General features: G+C 71.6%; 15 protein-coding genes. 8 read left to right on the top strand and 7 right to left on the bottom strand.

Translation table 11 applies throughout. The features are described from left to right. Positions 1-55: 55 nt before the first annotated feature. Together ACFVT5_RS06400 and ACFVT5_RS06395 are read left to right on the top strand one after the other, a co-directional pair. Positions 56-964 carry an SGNH/GDSL hydrolase family protein gene (locus tag ACFVT5_RS06400; RefSeq protein ID WP_389881966.1) on the top strand — a complete coding sequence of 303 codons (909 nt, stop codon included), beginning with the start codon at positions 56-58 and terminating at the stop codon, positions 962-964. Between the two features lie 72 nt (positions 965-1,036). Next, positions 1,037-2,020 (top strand): aldose epimerase family protein, encoded by a 984-nt coding sequence (locus ACFVT5_RS06395; protein ID WP_389881964.1) that lies wholly within the window; start codon positions 1,037-1,039, stop codon positions 2,018-2,020. 61 nt (positions 2,021-2,081) lie between these two features. Here ACFVT5_RS06395 and ACFVT5_RS06390 read toward each other — a convergent pair whose 3' ends face one another. Beyond that, positions 2,082-4,715 (bottom strand): glycoside hydrolase family 3 protein, encoded by a 2,634-nt coding sequence (locus ACFVT5_RS06390; protein ID WP_389881963.1) that lies wholly within the window; start codon positions 4,713-4,715, stop codon positions 2,082-2,084. 181 nt (positions 4,716-4,896) lie between these two features. Here ACFVT5_RS06390 and ACFVT5_RS06385 point away from each other — a divergent pair, with 181 nt between their 5' ends. Continuing rightward, on the top strand, positions 4,897-5,472 hold the full coding sequence (locus tag ACFVT5_RS06385) for a TetR/AcrR family transcriptional regulator (RefSeq protein WP_389881962.1): 576 nt from the start codon (positions 4,897-4,899) through the stop codon (positions 5,470-5,472). A gap of 202 nt (positions 5,473-5,674) precedes the next feature. Further along, a complete protein-coding gene (locus tag ACFVT5_RS06380) occupies positions 5,675-6,910 on the top strand; it encodes a pyroglutamyl peptidase (RefSeq protein ID WP_389882130.1) in 1,236 nt (411 codons plus the stop codon). Here ACFVT5_RS06380 and ACFVT5_RS06375 read toward each other — a convergent pair. From ACFVT5_RS06375 to ACFVT5_RS06365, 3 genes are all read right to left on the bottom strand, one after another. Continuing rightward, positions 6,890-7,759 (bottom strand): EI24 domain-containing protein, encoded by an 870-nt coding sequence (locus tag ACFVT5_RS06375; RefSeq protein ID WP_389881961.1) that lies wholly within the window; start codon positions 7,757-7,759, stop codon positions 6,890-6,892. The two genes, ACFVT5_RS06380 and ACFVT5_RS06375, sit on opposite strands and share 21 nt — an antisense overlap. Positions 7,760-7,859: 100 nt before the next feature. Beyond that, on the bottom strand, positions 7,860-8,285 hold the full coding sequence (locus ACFVT5_RS06370; RefSeq protein ID WP_389881960.1) for an organic hydroperoxide resistance protein: 426 nt from the start codon (positions 8,283-8,285) through the stop codon (positions 7,860-7,862). 188 nt (positions 8,286-8,473) lie between these two features. Next, positions 8,474-9,511 (bottom strand): NADP-dependent oxidoreductase, encoded by a 1,038-nt coding sequence (locus tag ACFVT5_RS06365; protein WP_389881959.1) that lies wholly within the window; start codon positions 9,509-9,511, stop codon positions 8,474-8,476. A 104-nt stretch (positions 9,512-9,615) separates the two neighbouring features. On the opposite strand from ACFVT5_RS06365, the gene ACFVT5_RS06360 reads away from it, so the two are divergent. After that, positions 9,616-10,056: a MarR family winged helix-turn-helix transcriptional regulator gene (locus tag ACFVT5_RS06360; protein WP_389881958.1), complete on the top strand. Its 441-nt coding sequence runs from the start codon at positions 9,616-9,618 to the stop codon at positions 10,054-10,056. A 78-nt stretch (positions 10,057-10,134) separates the two neighbouring features. On the opposite strand, the gene ACFVT5_RS06355 is transcribed toward ACFVT5_RS06360, so the two are convergent. Continuing rightward, a complete protein-coding gene (locus ACFVT5_RS06355; RefSeq protein WP_389881956.1) occupies positions 10,135-10,566 on the bottom strand; it encodes a hypothetical protein in 432 nt (143 codons plus the stop codon). Positions 10,567-11,057: 491 nt separating this feature from the next. Then, positions 11,058-12,476 carry a pyridoxal phosphate-dependent aminotransferase gene (locus ACFVT5_RS06350; protein ID WP_389881954.1) on the bottom strand — a complete coding sequence of 473 codons (1,419 nt, stop codon included), beginning with the start codon at positions 12,474-12,476 and terminating at the stop codon, positions 11,058-11,060. A 242-nt stretch (positions 12,477-12,718) separates the two neighbouring features. Between ACFVT5_RS06350 and ACFVT5_RS06345 the strand changes: the two genes are divergently transcribed. The 3 genes from ACFVT5_RS06345 (at position 12,719) to ACFVT5_RS06335 (ending at position 14,746) form a co-directional block, all read left to right on the top strand. Further along, positions 12,719-13,756, top strand: coding sequence for a hypothetical protein (locus tag ACFVT5_RS06345; protein WP_389881952.1), 1,038 nt, complete (start codon positions 12,719-12,721; stop codon positions 13,754-13,756). A gap of 46 nt (positions 13,757-13,802) precedes the next feature. Next, entirely contained in the window at positions 13,803-14,045 is a 243-nt protein-coding gene (locus tag ACFVT5_RS06340) for a Trm112 family protein (RefSeq protein ID WP_389881950.1), read from the top strand. A gap of 74 nt (positions 14,046-14,119) precedes the next feature. Continuing rightward, the gene (locus ACFVT5_RS06335) at positions 14,120-14,746 is read left to right on the top strand and encodes a hypothetical protein (RefSeq protein WP_389881949.1); all 627 of its coding nucleotides are present in this window, start codon (positions 14,120-14,122) and stop codon (positions 14,744-14,746) included. A gap of 6 nt (positions 14,747-14,752) precedes the next feature. Here ACFVT5_RS06335 and ACFVT5_RS06330 read toward each other — a convergent pair whose 3' ends face one another. Further along, entirely contained in the window at positions 14,753-15,670 is a 918-nt protein-coding gene (locus tag ACFVT5_RS06330; protein ID WP_389881948.1) for a RimK family alpha-L-glutamate ligase, read from the bottom strand. Positions 15,671-15,754: the final 84 nt, after the last annotated feature.

Here is a 15,754-nt window from a genome sequence, read left to right as displayed (position 1 = left end):
GACTCAACCCTGGGCGCCGTCAGGACGTCGTGCACTACGACAGAGGGGAGCCGGTATGCGGAACGGCAGTCGCCGCTCAGATACCGCTGTGGCCACGGTGACGGCTGTGGTGCTCGGTGTCGCGGGGCTCAGCGCGTGCGACGCGTTCGGTGGCAACTCCTCCGACCCGGACGGCACAAAACGTTCGGCGACCGCGAAGCCCGCACCGGCCTGGGACCGCAGCCCCACATCGGTCGCGGCGGTCGGCGACTCGATCACCCGGGGTTTCGACGCGTGCACGGTCCTGTCGGACTGCCCCGAGGTGTCGTGGGCGACGGGCAGCGACGACTCGGTACGGAGTCTGGCGGTGCGGCTGCTCGGGAAGTCGGGGGCGGCCCAGCGCAGTTGGAACTACGCGGTGACCGGCGCCCGGATGGCGGACCTGCCCGGCCAGATGCAGCAGGCGGCGGAGCACCGGCCCGGTCTGGTGACGGTGATGGCCGGCGCGAACGACGCGTGCCGGGCGTCGGCGCGCGCGATGACACCGGTCTCCGAGTTCCAGGAGGACTTCGAGACGGCGATGCGCGGGCTGCGGAAGGTCTCGCCGAAGTCGCAGGTGTACGTGTCGAGCGTGCCGGACCTCAAACGGCTCTGGTCCGAGGGGCGCACCAATCCGCTGGGCAAGCAGGTGTGGAAGCTGGGGATCTGTCCCTCGATGCTGGGCGACGCGGACGCCCTGGACGCCAAGGCGACGGCCCGCCGGGACAAGGTGCACGACCGGGTGGTGGCGTACAACAAGGTGCTCAAGGACGTGTGTGCGAAGGACCGGCGATGCCGGTACGACGGCGGGGCGGTCTTCGACTACCGCTTCGGGGGCGATCAGTTGAGCCACTGGGACTGGTTCCACCCGAGCAAGGACGGGCAGTCGCGCCTCGCGGACATCGCGTACCGGACGGTGACCGCGAAGAAGGCACCGGTCGCCTGAGGCCGTAGCCGACCGGCACCGCAACCGCAACCGCCTGACACCGTTGCCATACGAGACCGTAGGCTCGGGATCATGACCAGTGAACTCTTCGGGACGCTTCCCGACGGCACGGACGTGCACCGCTGGACGCTGGAGCGCGGCGGGGTACGGGTGCGGGTGCTGACGTACGGCGGGACGGTGCAGTCGGTGGAACTGCCGACGGCCGACGGCGGGCGGGTGGGCGTGGCGCTCGGGTTCGGCACGCTCGACGGATATCTGTCACCCGCGGGGGCGTACGTGGGCTCGTTGGTGGGGCGGTACGCGAACCGGATCGCGGGCGGCCGTTTCCCCCTGGACGACCTGATCTACGCGCTGGCCCGCAATGACGGCCACAACAGCGTGCACGGCGGTGAGCGCGGCTTCGACCGGCGGGTGTGGGAGGCGGAGCCGGTGGCGCACGGGGTGCGGTTGTCCCGGGTGAGCCCGCACGGTGAGGAGGGCTTTCCCGGCCGGCTGGACGTGTCGGTGACGTACACGCTCGGGGATGGCGGGGCGCTGCGGATCGCGTACGAGGCGGTGACCGACGCGCCGACTGTCGTGAACCTCACCCAGCACTCGTATTGGAATCCGGCCGGGGTGGGTTCGGGGCCCGCGACCGGGCATGAGCTGCGGATCGCGGCGGCGCGGATGACGCCCACCGACGTGGACAAGATCCCGACCGGGGTGCTCGCGTCGGTGGAAGGGACCCGGTTCGACTTCCGGGAGCCGCGGAAGACCGGTGCCGGGTACGACCACAACTTCGTCCTGGACAAGGGGGTGACGTCCGTACCCGAGCCGGTCGCCGAGCTGCGGGATCCGGCGTCGGGGCGGGCGGTGACGGTGGCGACGACCGAGCCCGGGTTGCAGCTCTACACCGGCGATCACTTCGACGGGAACCCGTTCGGGCCGGGGGACGGAATCGCCCTGGAGACCCAGCACTTCCCGGACTCGCCGCACCACCCGGAGTTCCCGACGACGGAGCTGCGGCCGGGCGGGGTGTACCGGTCGGAGACGGTGTACGGCTTCGCGACCGGCTGAACCACGCAGGACCGCGCGGGGTGCGTCACCGGGGCGGAACCCGTGACGCACCCCGCCCGGTTCAGATCTTCACCGTCGCCGTGAGCCTGCGGTCCGCGACCGAGCGGCCCGCCTCGACGGCGTAACTCCCCGCGGCCAGGGCCCAGGCGCCCGCGTCCTCGTTCGCGCCCCCGCCCGCACCCTCGTCCCAGAACTCGAAGGCGCGGCGCGGCAGTCGGATCACGGCTTCGGCGGTCTCGCCCGGGGCCGCCTCGACGCCCGCGAATCCGGCGAGACGGCGAGCGGGCCGCTCCAGGACCGCGCCGGAACCGGGGTCCCGGGGGTCCGGGATGTCCGGCACCTCGGGCGCCGCGTAGACCTGGACGACCTCGCGGCCCGGCCGGTCCCCGGAGTTGCGGACCCGGACCGTGACGGTGACCTCGTCGGGGCCCGCGTCGCCGTCGACGGTGAGCGACTCATAGGTCCAGTCGGTGTAGCCGAGCCCGTGGCCGAAGGCGTACGACGGTGTCGCGCCGGACTTCTCCCAGGCCGGGTAGCCGATGAACACGCCCTCGGAGTAGGAGAGTTCGCCGTCCGTCGGGGTCACGTCGGTGACCGGGGCATCGGCCAGGGCGCCCCAGGTGGTGGGGAGGCGTCCGCCCGGTTCCGCCGTGCCGAGCAGGACGTCCGCGAGGGCCGCGCCGCCCTCCTGCCCGGGGAACCAGCCGAGCAGCACCGCGGCGACCTCGTCGCGCCACGGAAGCTCCACCGGGGAGCCGGAGTTGACGACCACGACGGTGTTCGGGTTGGCGGCGGCGACGGCCCGGACCAATTCGTCCTGGTGGCCGGGGAGCGCGAGGTCGGCGCGGTCGAAGCCCTCGGACTCGACGCGTTCGGTGGTGGCGACGACCACGACCGCGGTGTCCGCCGCGCGCGCCGCCTCGACCGCCTCGGCGATGAGCGCTTCGGGGTCGCGGCGCGGGCCGAGGTGTACGAGCGCGAAGACCACGCCGGGCAGCGGCGGGGTGAACCGCTGGTCGAGGGTGCAGCGCAGGGACACCTCGACGGGCTCGCCCGCCGTGAGCGCGACTTTGCCCCGCTCGGACGGGGACCCGAAGAACGCCTCGAACGGGTCGGACTCGTCGCCCAGGTCCTGAAAGCCGTCGAACAGGACCCGGTCGCCGACGGTGAGCGTGAAGGCGCCGAGGCCACGGGTTCCGAACGCGTGCTCACCGCTCTCGCGCGGCGTGAAGGTGCCCTTGATCTCGATGCTGTGCAGGGTCTCGTACGGGACGCCGTCCGGCAGGTCGTCGCCGAGCCACTGGAGGTGTCCGTTCGGCAGGGAGCGTTCCCCGGTGAGGGTGCCGGACGCGTCGCGGCACAGGGCACGCAGGGTGAACCCCTGGTCGGCGGGGGCGAGTTCGTCGCTCGGGTCGGCGCCGACGGCATAGCTGAGGGCGCCGTCCGGGAACGCGGCGGTGAGGCCGTCGAGCGGTGAGACCACGCGGGCCGGGAAGACGGTCGCGGAGCCGCCGCCGAGCACCCGGGCGTCGCGGGCCGCCGCGCCGATGAGGGCGACGCGTCCGGGGCGCGCGGGGTCCAGCGGGAGGATACGGCGCCCGTCGCGTACCGGCTCATTGCGTACCGGCTCCTGGCCCGGAGAACCGTCGCGTACCGGCTCATTGCGTACCAGGACGAAGGAGCGGCGGGCGATTTCGCGGGCCAGCGCCTCGCCGTCGACGGTCGCGGGCGGCTCCGGGACGACAGGGGCGGCGCCTTCGAGGATGCCGACGCGGGCGGCGAGCAGCAGGACCCGGCGGACCGCGTCGTCCACGGTGGCCTCGGCGACCCTGCCGTCCCGTACGGCGTCGGCGAGGAGGTCGCCGTACACGGTCAGGGGGCCGGGCATGGCCACGTCGAGGCCGCCCTCGATCGCGCCGGTGGTGGAGCGGGCGGCCATCCAGTCGGAGACGTTGAAGCCGTCGAAGCCCCATTCGTCGCGCAACACGCCCTGGACGAGGTGGCGGTGCTCGGTCATGGTCGTGCCGTTGACCGTGTTGTAGGCGGTCATGACGCCCCAGGGGTGGGCGCCGGCGACGATGGCCTCGAAGGGGGCAAGGTACAACTCCCGTAGGGCGCGGGCCGGGACGAGGTTGTTCACGGTGAAGCGTTCGGTCTCGGCGTCGTTCGCGACGAAGTGCTTCACGGTGGTGCCGACGCCGCCGGACTGGACGCCCCGCACATAGCCGGACCCGATGGCGCCGGTGAGATACGGGTCTTCGCTGTACGCCTCGAAGTGCCGGCCGCCGAGCGGGGAGCGGTGCAGATTGACGGTGGGCGCGAGCAGGACGTGAACGCCTTTGCGGCGGGCCTCCTGCGCGAGGAGGACTCCGGCTCGCCGGGCCAGGTCGGGGTCCCATGCGGCGGCGAGCGCGGTCGGTGACGGCAGCGCGATGGACGGGTCGTCGGCGGTCCAGCGGATCCCGCGAACGCCGATCGGGCCGTCCGACATCACCAGCGAGGCGAGGCCGATCTCGGGGAGCGCGGGCAGGGACCACATGTTCCGCCCGGCGAGCAGTCGGGTCTTGGCGTCCAGGTCCAGCGCGGCGAGCGCCGCCTCGACGACGGCCGCGCGGGCCTGGTCACCGGTGCCGTCGTCGCCGGCCTGAGCGCCCTGAGTCCCCTGAGTGCCCTGCGGGGTGACCTCCACCGCCATCGCGGTACCTCCTCATTGAGTACGGGTCCGAGTACGGGTCCGAGTAAGAGTCCGAGTACGGGTCCATGCGGGCTTTCGTCGTCCTCATCCTGCATCGGTTACCTGTAGATCGGTAGTTTTCGTTACGCTTCCGTGATTAAAGGATGCCGTACGGTCCTCAGAGGCGAAAGGGGTGCGGGACATGGCGGCCAGGGCCAGAAGTGAGGCGCGACGCGCGGAGATTCTGCGGGCGACCCTCGAAGTGATCGCCGAGCGCGGATACCGGGGCACGACGCTGGGGGCGGTCGCCGAGCGGGTGGGGCTCACCCAACAGGGGCTGCTGCACTACTTCCCCACCAAGGAGGCGCTGCTCGTCTCGGTCCTGGAAGAGCGCGACCAGTGGGACTCCGTGCCCGACTCGGCGTGGCGGCTCGATCTGCTCGCCACGCTCACCGAGTACAACGCGATGCGGCCGGGCATCGTGCAGACCTTCTCGGCGCTGCTCGGCGAGAGCGTCACGGAGGACCACCCGGCCCGCGAGTTCTTCACCCGCAGGTATGTCGCGGTGCGCGCGAACATGGCGCGGATGCTGCGCGCGGAGTACGGGGAGCGGCTGCCGAGCGGCCTGACGCCGGAACAGGCGGCGCCGCTGCTGGTCGCGGTGATGGACGGGCTCCAGTACCAGTGGCTGCTCGATCCGGAGACGGTGGACATGCCGGCGGCGTTCCGGGCGTTCCTCACGCTGCTGGGCGACAGCGACGGCGACAGCGACCACTGACCGTACTGTCCGTGGCCGCCCGTACGGCCCGACGCGGTCTGGCGGTGGTCCCACGCGTCCCGCGATACTGCGGTCACCCCCCACGCACCGGAGGACCCACGTGACATCTTCGGCCCCGCTCCGCGCGACCTCTTCGACTCCGGTACGCGCGCTGCTCGCCGTCACCGGTGCGGCCCTGCTCGTCGGACTCGCCGGTGTCCCGGTGGCGTCCGCGGCACCCACCGCTTCCGCATCGGCGACCGGGACCGGAACCGGAATCGGGACCGTCGAGGAGGCACGACTCGACCGGGCCGCGCCCCAGGAGATTCTTCGGCGCAGCGGATTCGACTCCGTGGCACCGTCGTTCGTAGGGGCGCTCGGGACGGCGCGTTCGTACGCGGGTGCTGAGCGGGTCGTCCAGCGGCAGGGGGCCCGGCTGTGGGAGCGGGCGGTCGACCGGGCGCAGGGGCGCGGTCCCGCCGGCGGTGATCTGAGCCGGGACGACGACCGTCCGCTGTACTGGGCCCGGCTCGCGATGAGCCGCGAACTGCGCCAGTGGGAGCCGGAGTTCGGGCTGTCCGACGCACGCCGTGAGCGGTTGCTCGACACCCTGGAGACGGCGTCGCGCGGTCAGGACGCGATCCGGTTCCCGCAGGGCAAGTCGCAGAGCAAGGGGATCAAGCGGATTCTGGTGACCGGGTTCGACCCGTTCACGCTGGACCGGGATGTACGGATCAGCAATCCGTCGGGGGCTTCGGCGCTCGCGCTCGACGGCACCGTGATCCGTACGGCGCACGGTCCGGCGCGGATCGAGACGGCCGTGTTCCCGGTGCGCTGGCAGGACTTCGCCGACGGGGAGGTCGAGCGCACGCTGCGGCCGTATCTCGGGAAGGTCGATCTGTTCACGACGATCAGTCAGGGGCGGGTCGGCCGGTTCGACGTGGAGCGGACCAACGGGGCCTGGCGCGGCGGCTTCCCGGACAACGAGACCGTGTCGCGCCGCGAGACCGTGCCGGTCACCGACCCGGCGACGCAGCCTCAGTGGACGACGACCACGCTGCCGTACGCGCGGATGGTGGCGGCGGCGACCGGGCCGTTCCCGGTGTACGACAACACGTCGGTGACGGAGATCCCGGCGGGCGGCAGCACAGCGGTCGTACGTCCGGACGGTCCGACCGAGGGGTCGACGGCACGGGCCGGCGGCGGCGGTGACTATCTGTCGAACGAGATCGCCTACCGCGCGACGCTGCTGCGGGACCGGCTCGGTCTGACGGACCGGCTGCCGGGCGGGCATCTGCACACACCGGTCCTGGAGTTCGGCGCGGGCAACACGGATCCGGCCACGGGGACGGTCACCGATCCCGGGTTCGTACGGAATCGGCTCGACATCATCGCTCAGGTACGGGCGATTCTCACCGCGGCGGCTGATGCGGGGATGTCAGCGGGTACGGGTTCCTGACGGCGGGTTCGCGGGGCCGGCGGGGTCTCGCGCGCCGTCCTGACCGTTCCCTCGGCCGTCTGCGTCATCGCTGTCATCGGCGTCATCGGTGTCGTCGTCCGCCGTGTCCTCGCCGACGAGGTCGCGGGCCATCAGGGTGGCGCCCGCGACCGCGCCCGGCATCAGGAACACCGCGACGAACGGGACCAGGAACGCCAGCGCGAGCGGGGTACCGAAGCCCCAGGCCAGGGACTTGCGGGCGCGCAACAGGGCGAGGCGGGCGCGGAGTTCGACGGAGCGGCGTTGCAGGGCGACGGCGGTGAGTTCCTCGGTGAGAAAGAAACCGGTGACGAGGAAGCCGATGGCCGGGACGACCGTCTGGCCGAGCACCGGGATGAAGCCGAGCGCGAAGAGCAGGATGCCCCAGAGGACGGCGCGGACGACGATACGGAGGCTGTCGCGGCCCGAGATCCACAGGTCACGCCAGAGCGGAAGCCCGGACTCGGGCGCGGTGCCGTCCGGGGACACGTCACGGTCGACCTGCTCGGAGAGGCTCTCGTAGAAGGGCTGGCCGATGAGGAGGGTGACGGCGGTGAAGGTGATCACCGCGAGGAGCAGGGAGAGGGCGAAGAGGACCGCCGTCAGGAACCCGCGGAACAGGCCGCCCCAGGGGGACGACCAGTCGTCGGCGAACGGGGTCGCCCAGCTCACGAAGTCGGCGCCCCACAGGGCCAGTGAGATCAGCGCCGCGCTGTACAGGACCAGGGTGATCAGGCCGGGGATGAGCCCGAACCCGAAGCTCCTGCCGTGTCCGGCGACCCAACGCTGGCCTTTTGCCAGGTACTTGAACCCCACCACGAGATCGCGCATACGGTCACCTTATCCGGCGAGGGCGTGGTGCCGAACCCGTCGGCCCACCAGGGGGTCCGCGGGTCCGGCACCACCGGGATGCCCCGTCGCGGGAGTTGGTTCAGGACACCTTCAGGGTCACCGTGATGTTGCCGCGCGTCGCCTTCGAGTACGGGCATACCTGGTGGGCCTGCTCCAGGAGCGCCTTGGCGGCCGGTTCCTCCAGGTGGGGGAGGGTGGCCGAGATCTCCACGATGATGCCGAAACCGTCGTCGTTCTTCCCGATCCCCACCTTCGCGGTCACGGTCGAGCCGGAGATGTCCGCCCCCGCCCGGCGGGCGACGACTCCGAGTGCGCCCTGGAAGCAGGCGCTGTACCCGGCGGCGAACAGCTGCTCCGGATTCGTACCGACGCCGCTGCCGCCCATCTCCTTCGGCGGGTTCACGACGACGTCGATCTTGCCGTCGTCCGTGGCGACATGGCCGTCACGGCCGTTCTCGGCGGTGGCGACGGCGGTGTAGAGCACTTCGGACTGCTGGATGGCCATGGCTGCGCATTCCTCCTGTGATCCGGTGATCCGTGGTCCGGTGATCCGCCGCGACTCGCGCCCACGTATCGCGTACGTCTTCGTTTCGGAAAGACTTTACCGGATCGCGGAATCCGACCCCAGTGTCATGCCGGCAAAGCCAGGTGCCATGCCAGCAATGCCAGTGCCACGGGAGCACCAAGCACCAGCTAGTCGCCGAGCGCGACGATCATCTTGCCCGTGTTGTCGCCGCGCAGGACGCCGAGGAATGCCTCCAGGGTGTTCTCGATGCCCTGGACCACCGTCTCGCGGTACTTGAGCGCACCGGAGGCGACCCAGGCACCGACCTCCTGGACGAACTGCGGCTGAAGGTCGTAGTGGTCGCTGACGAGGAAGCCCTCGATGCGGCCACGGGTCTGGATGAGGCGGGAGAGGTTGCGGGGACCGGGCACCGGCTCCGTGCTGTTGTAGATCGAGATCATTCCGCAGACAGCGATCCGGCCGCCCTGGTTGAGCTGCCCGATCGCGGCCTCCAGTTGGTCACCGCCGACATTGTCGAAGTAGACGTCGATGCCGTCGGGCGCCGCCGCCTTGAGCTGCTCGTGGACGGAGCCGTTCTTGTAGTTGAACGCCGCGTCGAACCCGTACTCCTCGATGAGCAGCTTGACCTTCTCGTCCGAGCCCGCCGAGCCGATGACCCGCGCCGCGCCCTTCAGCCGGGCGATCTGCCCGACCTGCCCGCCGACCGCGCCGGCCGCGCCGGACACGAAGACCGTCTCGCCCTCCTGGAACTCGGCGATCCGCAGCAGACCCACGTACGCGGTCAGACCGGTCATGCCGAGGACACCGAGGTACGTGCTCAGCGGGGCGAGGTCGGGGTCGACCTTGACCGCCGCCTTGGCGTCGACCAGGGCGTACTCGCGCCAGCCGAGGAAGTGCAGGACGTGGTCGCCCACCTCGACACCCTCGTCGTTCGACGCCACGACACGGCCGACCGCGCCGCCCTGCATCGGCTCCCCCAGCTCATACGGCGCGGCATACGACTTCGCCGCGCTCATGCGGCCCCGCATATAGGGGTCGACGGAGACATACAGATTCCGGACCAGGACCTGGCCGGGGCCCGGCTGCGGCACCTCGACCTCGCGGAGGGCGAAGTCGGACGGTACGGGCCAGCCGTGCGGGCGGCTGATCAGATGCCAGGCCCGTGCGGTGGGCGGAATCGCGGGGGTTCGGGGGGTGGCGGACATGGGGGTTCTTCCTTCTCCTGATGCTTCACCTAATGCTTCACTATATGAAACAACCATGCGCCTGAATATTTCATGTTGTCAAGCAAAGGAGTAGCCTGCTCGGCATGGCCACACGGACGTCACGCACAGACCCGCTCACCCTTGAGGTGGTCGACCTCATCGGCACAGTGGTGGCGCGGTACCACGACGAGTACGAGCGGGCTGCCGCACGGCATGCGCTGACCGGGGTGCAGGCGCGGGTGCTGGGATTGTTGTCACTCGAACCGTTGCCCATGCGGCGGATCGCGCAGACGCTGAAGTGCGAGCCGTCCAATATCACCGGGATCGTGGATCGGCTGGAGAGCCGGGGGCTGGTGGAGCGGCGGCCCGATCCGGGGGATCGGCGGGTGAAGCTCGCGGCGCCCACCGAGGAGGGGGTGCGGCTCGCCCGCGCGTTGCGGGAGTCGCTCGACTTCGCGCGGGAGCCGCTCGGCGGGTTGTCGCCCGGGGAGAGGCTGGTACTGCGGGATCTGCTGGTACGGATGTTGGGCACCGGGCCCGGCTGAAGCCAACTTGCTGAAGCTGACTTGTTCAAGCCAACTCGCTGAAGCCGACTCGCGGGTGACCCGGCGCGGAGCATCGCGCTACGTGCACCACCACAGGAATCGGTCGCAGGTTTGGGTGGGGGTCGGGTCCGGTGCGGGTGGGGTGGGGTCCGAGGCGGGGGGTGGGGTGTCGTTCGACGGGGGTGGGGTGGGGTCCGACGAGGGTGGGGTCGAGGTGTCGGAGGGGGTTTCGCCGTCAGCCGATGGGGACTCCGACGGGGATTCCTTGTCCTTCTTGTCGCCCTTCGCCGACTTCGACGGTGACGCGGAGGACGACGTACCGGAAGGTGCCGGGGGCGACGACGAGCCCGCGCCCGCTCGTTCCGCTTCCGTGCTGCCCGTGGGCGACGGGGTGATCTCGTCCTTCGCTCCCCCGTCCGGCGCCGCCGCGGTGGGGAGTTGGAACGGTGCGTCAATGCCGAGTTCCGCGAGGCTCAGTCCGCCCGCCGCGAGCATGATGCCCGTCGTCACGAAGATGACCCTGCGCCGCTTACGGCGATGCGCCGCCCGGCGACCGGCCCGTGACTTGCGCTCACGGCGTTCTCTGCGCGTAGAACTCGGCCCGTCGGAAGCGTCGGATGCGCCGGAACCATCGCGGTCGTCCGTATCGTCCGCGTCGCCCCTGTCATCCGTATCGTCCGCGTCATCGGACTCGTCGGCCGCGTCTTCCGGGTGCCCGAACTCGCCCCCGTCGCGGGCACGTTGGGATGCGCGGCGCCCGCGCTCACGTTCCGGGCGGGCGTTCGCGGGGGTTCCGCACCCAGGGCAGGCGAGGGCGCCGTTGAGGTGCCTGCGGCACGGGTGGCAGTAGTCCATGAGGCTGGCAGGCTAGGCGCGACGCCGGTCACAGATAAACCCGGAGCTGTGAAAGTTCTGTGTGGGAGTGGCCATTTCGGCGCGGCGCGGGTGCGACGGCGGACAATTGATCCCTTACGTCGCTCATGCGCGGCGCCCGGCCCGGCTCACACCTGACGGACGAGCCGGTCCACGGCCGCCGTACCGGAGCTGTACGCCGCCGTCGCGCCGGAGTGGAATCCGGCGGTCAGGCCGGGGGTGTACGCGGCTGCCGGGCGGGCGGTCGGTCCGGGCCCGTACCCGGGGTTACCTCCGGGGCCGTATCCGGAGTGTTCTCCGGGGCCGTACCCGGAGTGCTGTATCGCCGCCGGCGCCGAGGCGTGATCCGCCACCGGGCCCGAGCCGTACCGCAAGTACGGTTCGGGCCCGGCGGCTTCCCTCCTGGGTCCGTGGAGCACCTGGCCCAGGCCGTTCACCAGGCGCAGGACATCCGGCTGGGGGCGCACCACGAGCCGCAGGAAGCGGCTGGAACTACCGATCTTGTTGCCGCATTCGCGGACCAGAATGCCGTGCTCGTCGAGGAGCCGGTCCCGTACGGTGACGCCGTCGGCGCCGACGGGGAGCCGGACGAAGAGGAAGTTTCCCTGCGAGGGATAGACGGTCAGACCGGGCAGGGCGGAGAGCGTGCGGGTCATCTCCAGACGGTCACGGCGGACGATGTGCAGGCTCTCCAGATACTCGTGGGCGTGCTCACGGAGCATGAACACCACGGTCTCCGCGAAGGAGTTGAGGTTCCACTTGGGCAGCGCGGTCCTGACCTTCCCGGCGACCGCCGGATTGGCAACGAGATAGCCGAAGCGGACACCGTGCAGCCCGAAGTTCTTGCCGAGGCTGCGCAGCACGATCACATTGGGCCGCAGGACGGCCTCGTCGGCGACGCTCGCGTCGGCCTCCGCGTCGGCGAACTCCAGGAAGGACTCGTCGACCACGACCAGGTCCAGATCGGTGAGCGCGTCGAGTAGCGCGAGCACCGAACGCCGCGGCAGCAGCCCGCCGTCCGGGTTGTTGGGGTTGCAGATGACGGCGGTACGGGAGCCACGGGCGCGGATGAACGAGACGAACGCGTGCGGGTCGAGGGCGAATCCGTCGGCCTCGGGCAGCGGGAACATGTCGACGCGCTTGCCGGTCTCCATCGGCTGATCGGTCCACCGGCCGAAGGTGGGCACCGGCACGGCGAGCGAGTCACGGACCAGCAAGTGGTCGATCCAGGTGATGAGTTCGGTGGAGCCGTTGCCCATGGCGACGGTCTGCCGGTTCAGCCCGAGGACCGCGCAGAGTTCGGCGGTCACCGTGTCGGCGTCGCTCGGGTAGTACGTGAGGATGTCCCGCAGCCGTCCGGCCAGGGACTCGAACATGGCGGGCGTCGGGAAGTACGGGTTGCACGGGATACAGAAGTCGATGGGGCCCCGGCTCCCGTCACCCGCCCGTTCCAGCGCGAAGTACGACGGGGTGTGCGCGCCGGTGGTACGGAACAGTGCCGTGACATTGCCGCCGCCGGCGCCGCCGCCCATGCCGTGACCTCCCATGGGGCCTGCCCTTCGTCCGTGGATGGCCCGCTTCGGGAGACCCGGGCCGCCCTTTCATACGGGCCCGGACGACTCCGCGTTCAACGGGTGGGGCGCACGGGGTGGTTGGGCTGTCCGGTGCGGGGTGGGTCGGCGGCTCGCGGTCGGCGGTACCCTGCACGCGACATACGCGATAGGGGACCGTACGGGCTCCTCCGTCCCGACGTTGCACCGCGACCGCCGACGACGGCTGGAAGGTCACCTTGAACGGACACGAGCTGACCGCCTGGCGGTACGACACCGGGCAGCACGGCTGGCTGATCGTCGGCGGGGTCGCCGTCGCGGGACTCGTGGGCCTGGTGCTGTTCCTGCGCCGCCCGGAAATACCGGACAGAGGCACGCGAATACCCTCGACGCTCGGACCGGTCCTGGGAGTCGTGGCGCTGACGCTGGTCGCAGGCGTACTCGCGGGGCGTCTGGCCCTGCTGATCCCGGTGCTGGCGCTGCTCGCCGGGTGGCGGCGCGCGCTGCTCGTACCGATCGCGTTCGTGGCGATGGCATCGGCGGGGTTCGCGGGGGCGATGGCGGCGGGGAGTTCACCCTCGCTGGGCGGGTTCGAGTTCGGTCCGGTGTCCCAACTCCTCACACTGATCGCGCTGTTCGCGGCGCTGCTGGTGGTGGGGCGGGGTGGGGCGTCCTGGGGGCGGGAGCGGGTGGTGCCGGCCGGGGGCGACAGCGCCGAGGGGGCCGGGGCGGGCGACAGTGCCGGGGAGGCCGGGGCGGGCAAGGTGAACGAGGGGGCCGAAGGGGCTTCGGGGGCTTCGGGGGCTTCGGGGGCTTCGGGCTCCGGCGTATCCGGTACGCCTCCGGGCGGCGATCCCGGGTCGGCGCCGCGCACCCAACCATCACGCACCCCACCGTCACGCACCCAACGGTCACGCTCGCAACCATCGCGCCTCGAACCATCGCGCACCCAACCTCCTTATGCCGCACCGTCGTTCGAAGCCGCGCCCCGGGCCGACGCGGGACCGAGTTCCGCGCGCCCCACCGTCGCGAGACCCACCCCGACGCCGACGAGAACCGAGCCGCCCGACCCCGTCACCCCGCCCACCGCCGAACCCACCACTCCCGAACCCGCCACCCCCGAACCCATCGCCTCCGGCCCCACCGTCTCCGCCCGTGCGCCCGGGTCCACGCACCGGGTGCCCGCGCCGTCCGGGTTGACGGGGACCCCGCGAAAGCCGTCGTTCGGGCTCAGTTCGCTGCGGCGGTCGCGGGGGCGCGAGGGAGACAGCCGATGACCACCGGGCACCGACCCCCGTACCGGTGTGAAGGAGCTGACCTCGGGTGAATCCCGACGATCCGCTGCTGGACATCCTCGTGTGCCCGCTCGACAAGGGGCCGCTGCACCTGCTGGTACCGGGCGACGACGCCACCGATCCGGCGGTCCCGGACGTGTCGCTGTACAACCCTCGGCTGCGGCGCCGGTACCCGGTGCTCGACGGCGTACCGCAGTTGCTTCCCTCATCGGGCGTACCGGTGACGGAGGCGGAGCACGAGCGGCTGATGGGTCTGTTGCCACCCCTGTGACGGGTGGTCCGTATGTGGCTCACGGCGACACGTCTCACGGCGACACGGGCGTCCCGTACGCGACGATGGACCCCATGCCCCGTCCCGCACCCGAACCGCCCCGCCGCCCCTTCACCCCCCTGGACTTCCAACTGGTGCTGCTGCGCCGGATGGCCGATCACAACCCGGAACTGGTCGAGAGCGCCCGGCACACGCTCGGTGTCTCCGTCGCCGACATGCGCGAGGCCAACCGCCGTTGGCAGGCCATGGTCCGCTCACCGCGCGCCCGTGGCTCCGCGTCCCGGTACCGCTCGGTCCTCGGGCCGCCCGAGTCGACCGCCGCCCGACGAATCGGGGACCTCGACTGCGAGGCGCTGCTGTGGCCCGTACCGCTCTGGCCCGACCTACGGTTCGAGGTGCTGCTCGGTCCGAACCGTGCCGTGTGGAACGAGTGGCTGGTCCGCGCGCCCGGCGCGCCCGCGCCCGCCCCACGCACCCTGGCCGACCTGGCGCCCTGGTCGTGCACCGTGGACGAGCTGGCCCGCGCCTTCGCCCCGGCCCGCCCGTTGGAGGGCTCGGCGCCCACCCGCTGGGGCCTCGCGTTCACGGCCCTGGACGAGGCGGGGGTACGGCGGCGGTGCGCGGCCGAGTTCACCTGGGGGCTGCTCCAGCGGGTCGCCGTGGACGACGGTCCGGCCCCCGAACCGGACGCGTCACCCTGACGCCCTTCAGCGGCCGGCCGCCCGCAGGATCGCGTCCGCCACGGTCGACGGGGAGCCCGGGTGCAGGTCCAGGAAGAGATTCGGCTCCACGAGTTCGAGTTCCATGACGCGCGGGGTGCCGTCGTCGCCGTCGACCAGGTCCACGCGCGCGTACAGCAGCTCGGGGGCGGGCGCACCGGAGGTATCGGGCGTACCGGGTACGGCGGCCAACGCGTTCGCGGCGACGGCGAGTTCGGCCTCCGTCGGGTCCCAGACGCGGACGCCGGGGTGGGCGACCTTGCGCTCGTCGTAGGCGGTGCCGGGGGCCAGCACGGCACCCTTGCGTATCGCGTGCAGGAAGCGTCCGCCGAAGAACAGCAAGGCCCGCTCGCCGGTGGTGTCGATGCCCCGCATGTACGGCTGCGCCATCGCGGTGAGCCCTTCGGCGTGCATCCGCTCGATGTGCCGCCGCGCGGTGGCCTCGTCGCCGGGTCCGTACCGTGCGGCGAACCGGGCACCGGCCCCGGTGGTCGGCTTGATCACGTACTCGCCGCCGGCGTCCGCCTCGGGGAGGTCCACGGAGGCGCCGGGCGGGAGATAGCGGGTCGGCACCATGGGGATGCCCCGGGCGGCCAGGTCGCCGAGGTAGCGCTTGTCGGTGTTCCAGCGCACGACGGGCGCCGGGTTGGCGAGCCGGGTGAGCGCACCGCACCGCTCGGCCCACGCCACGAACTCGGCGGCGTGCAGGACGTAGTCCCAGGTGGAGCGGATGACCACGAGATCGAATCCGGCCCAGTCGACCTCGGGATCGTCCCAGTACACGATCGCGCTGTCGGCACCCGCCGCGTCCACGGCAGCCGCCAGGACCGGCAGCTCCCGGTCCGCGCTGATCTCCGGATGCGGCCGGCAGGTGGCCAGGGCGATCCGGCGGGGGGCGGGTGCCACGGGGACTCCTCGGGTCGGGGGCGTACGCGGGGTACGGGCGGGTGTACGGGGCGCAGGCTAACAACCCGCGCGCCCCCGGAGCCA

Source organism: Streptomyces sp. NPDC058001, from assembly GCF_042886315.1.
Taxonomy (GTDB): domain Bacteria; phylum Actinomycetota; class Actinomycetes; order Streptomycetales; family Streptomycetaceae; genus Streptomyces.
This window is presented reverse-complemented; position numbering and strand designations above follow the sequence as displayed.

Excerpts from the sequence above, each read along its gene's own strand:
- ACFVT5_RS06400 (WP_389881966.1), top strand. The coding sequence starts at position 56 with ATGCGGAACGGCAGTCGCCGCTCAGATACCGCTGTGGCCACGGTGACG.
- ACFVT5_RS06395 (WP_389881964.1), top strand. The coding sequence starts at position 1,037 with ATGACCAGTGAACTCTTCGGGACGCTTCCCGACGGCACGGACGTGCAC.
- ACFVT5_RS06390 (WP_389881963.1), bottom strand. The coding sequence starts at position 4,715 with ATGGCGGTGGAGGTCACCCCGCAGGGCACTCAGGGGACTCAGGGCGCT.
- ACFVT5_RS06385 (WP_389881962.1), top strand. The coding sequence starts at position 4,897 with ATGGCGGCCAGGGCCAGAAGTGAGGCGCGACGCGCGGAGATTCTGCGG.
- ACFVT5_RS06375 (WP_389881961.1), bottom strand. The coding sequence starts at position 7,759 with ATGCGCGATCTCGTGGTGGGGTTCAAGTACCTGGCAAAAGGCCAGCGT.
- ACFVT5_RS06370 (WP_389881960.1), bottom strand. The coding sequence starts at position 8,285 with ATGGCCATCCAGCAGTCCGAAGTGCTCTACACCGCCGTCGCCACCGCC.
- ACFVT5_RS06365 (WP_389881959.1), bottom strand. The coding sequence starts at position 9,511 with ATGTCCGCCACCCCCCGAACCCCCGCGATTCCGCCCACCGCACGGGCC.
- ACFVT5_RS06360 (WP_389881958.1), top strand. The coding sequence starts at position 9,616 with ATGGCCACACGGACGTCACGCACAGACCCGCTCACCCTTGAGGTGGTC.
- ACFVT5_RS06350 (WP_389881954.1), bottom strand. The coding sequence starts at position 12,476 with ATGGGAGGTCACGGCATGGGCGGCGGCGCCGGCGGCGGCAATGTCACG.
- ACFVT5_RS06335 (WP_389881949.1), top strand. The coding sequence starts at position 14,120 with ATGCCCCGTCCCGCACCCGAACCGCCCCGCCGCCCCTTCACCCCCCTG.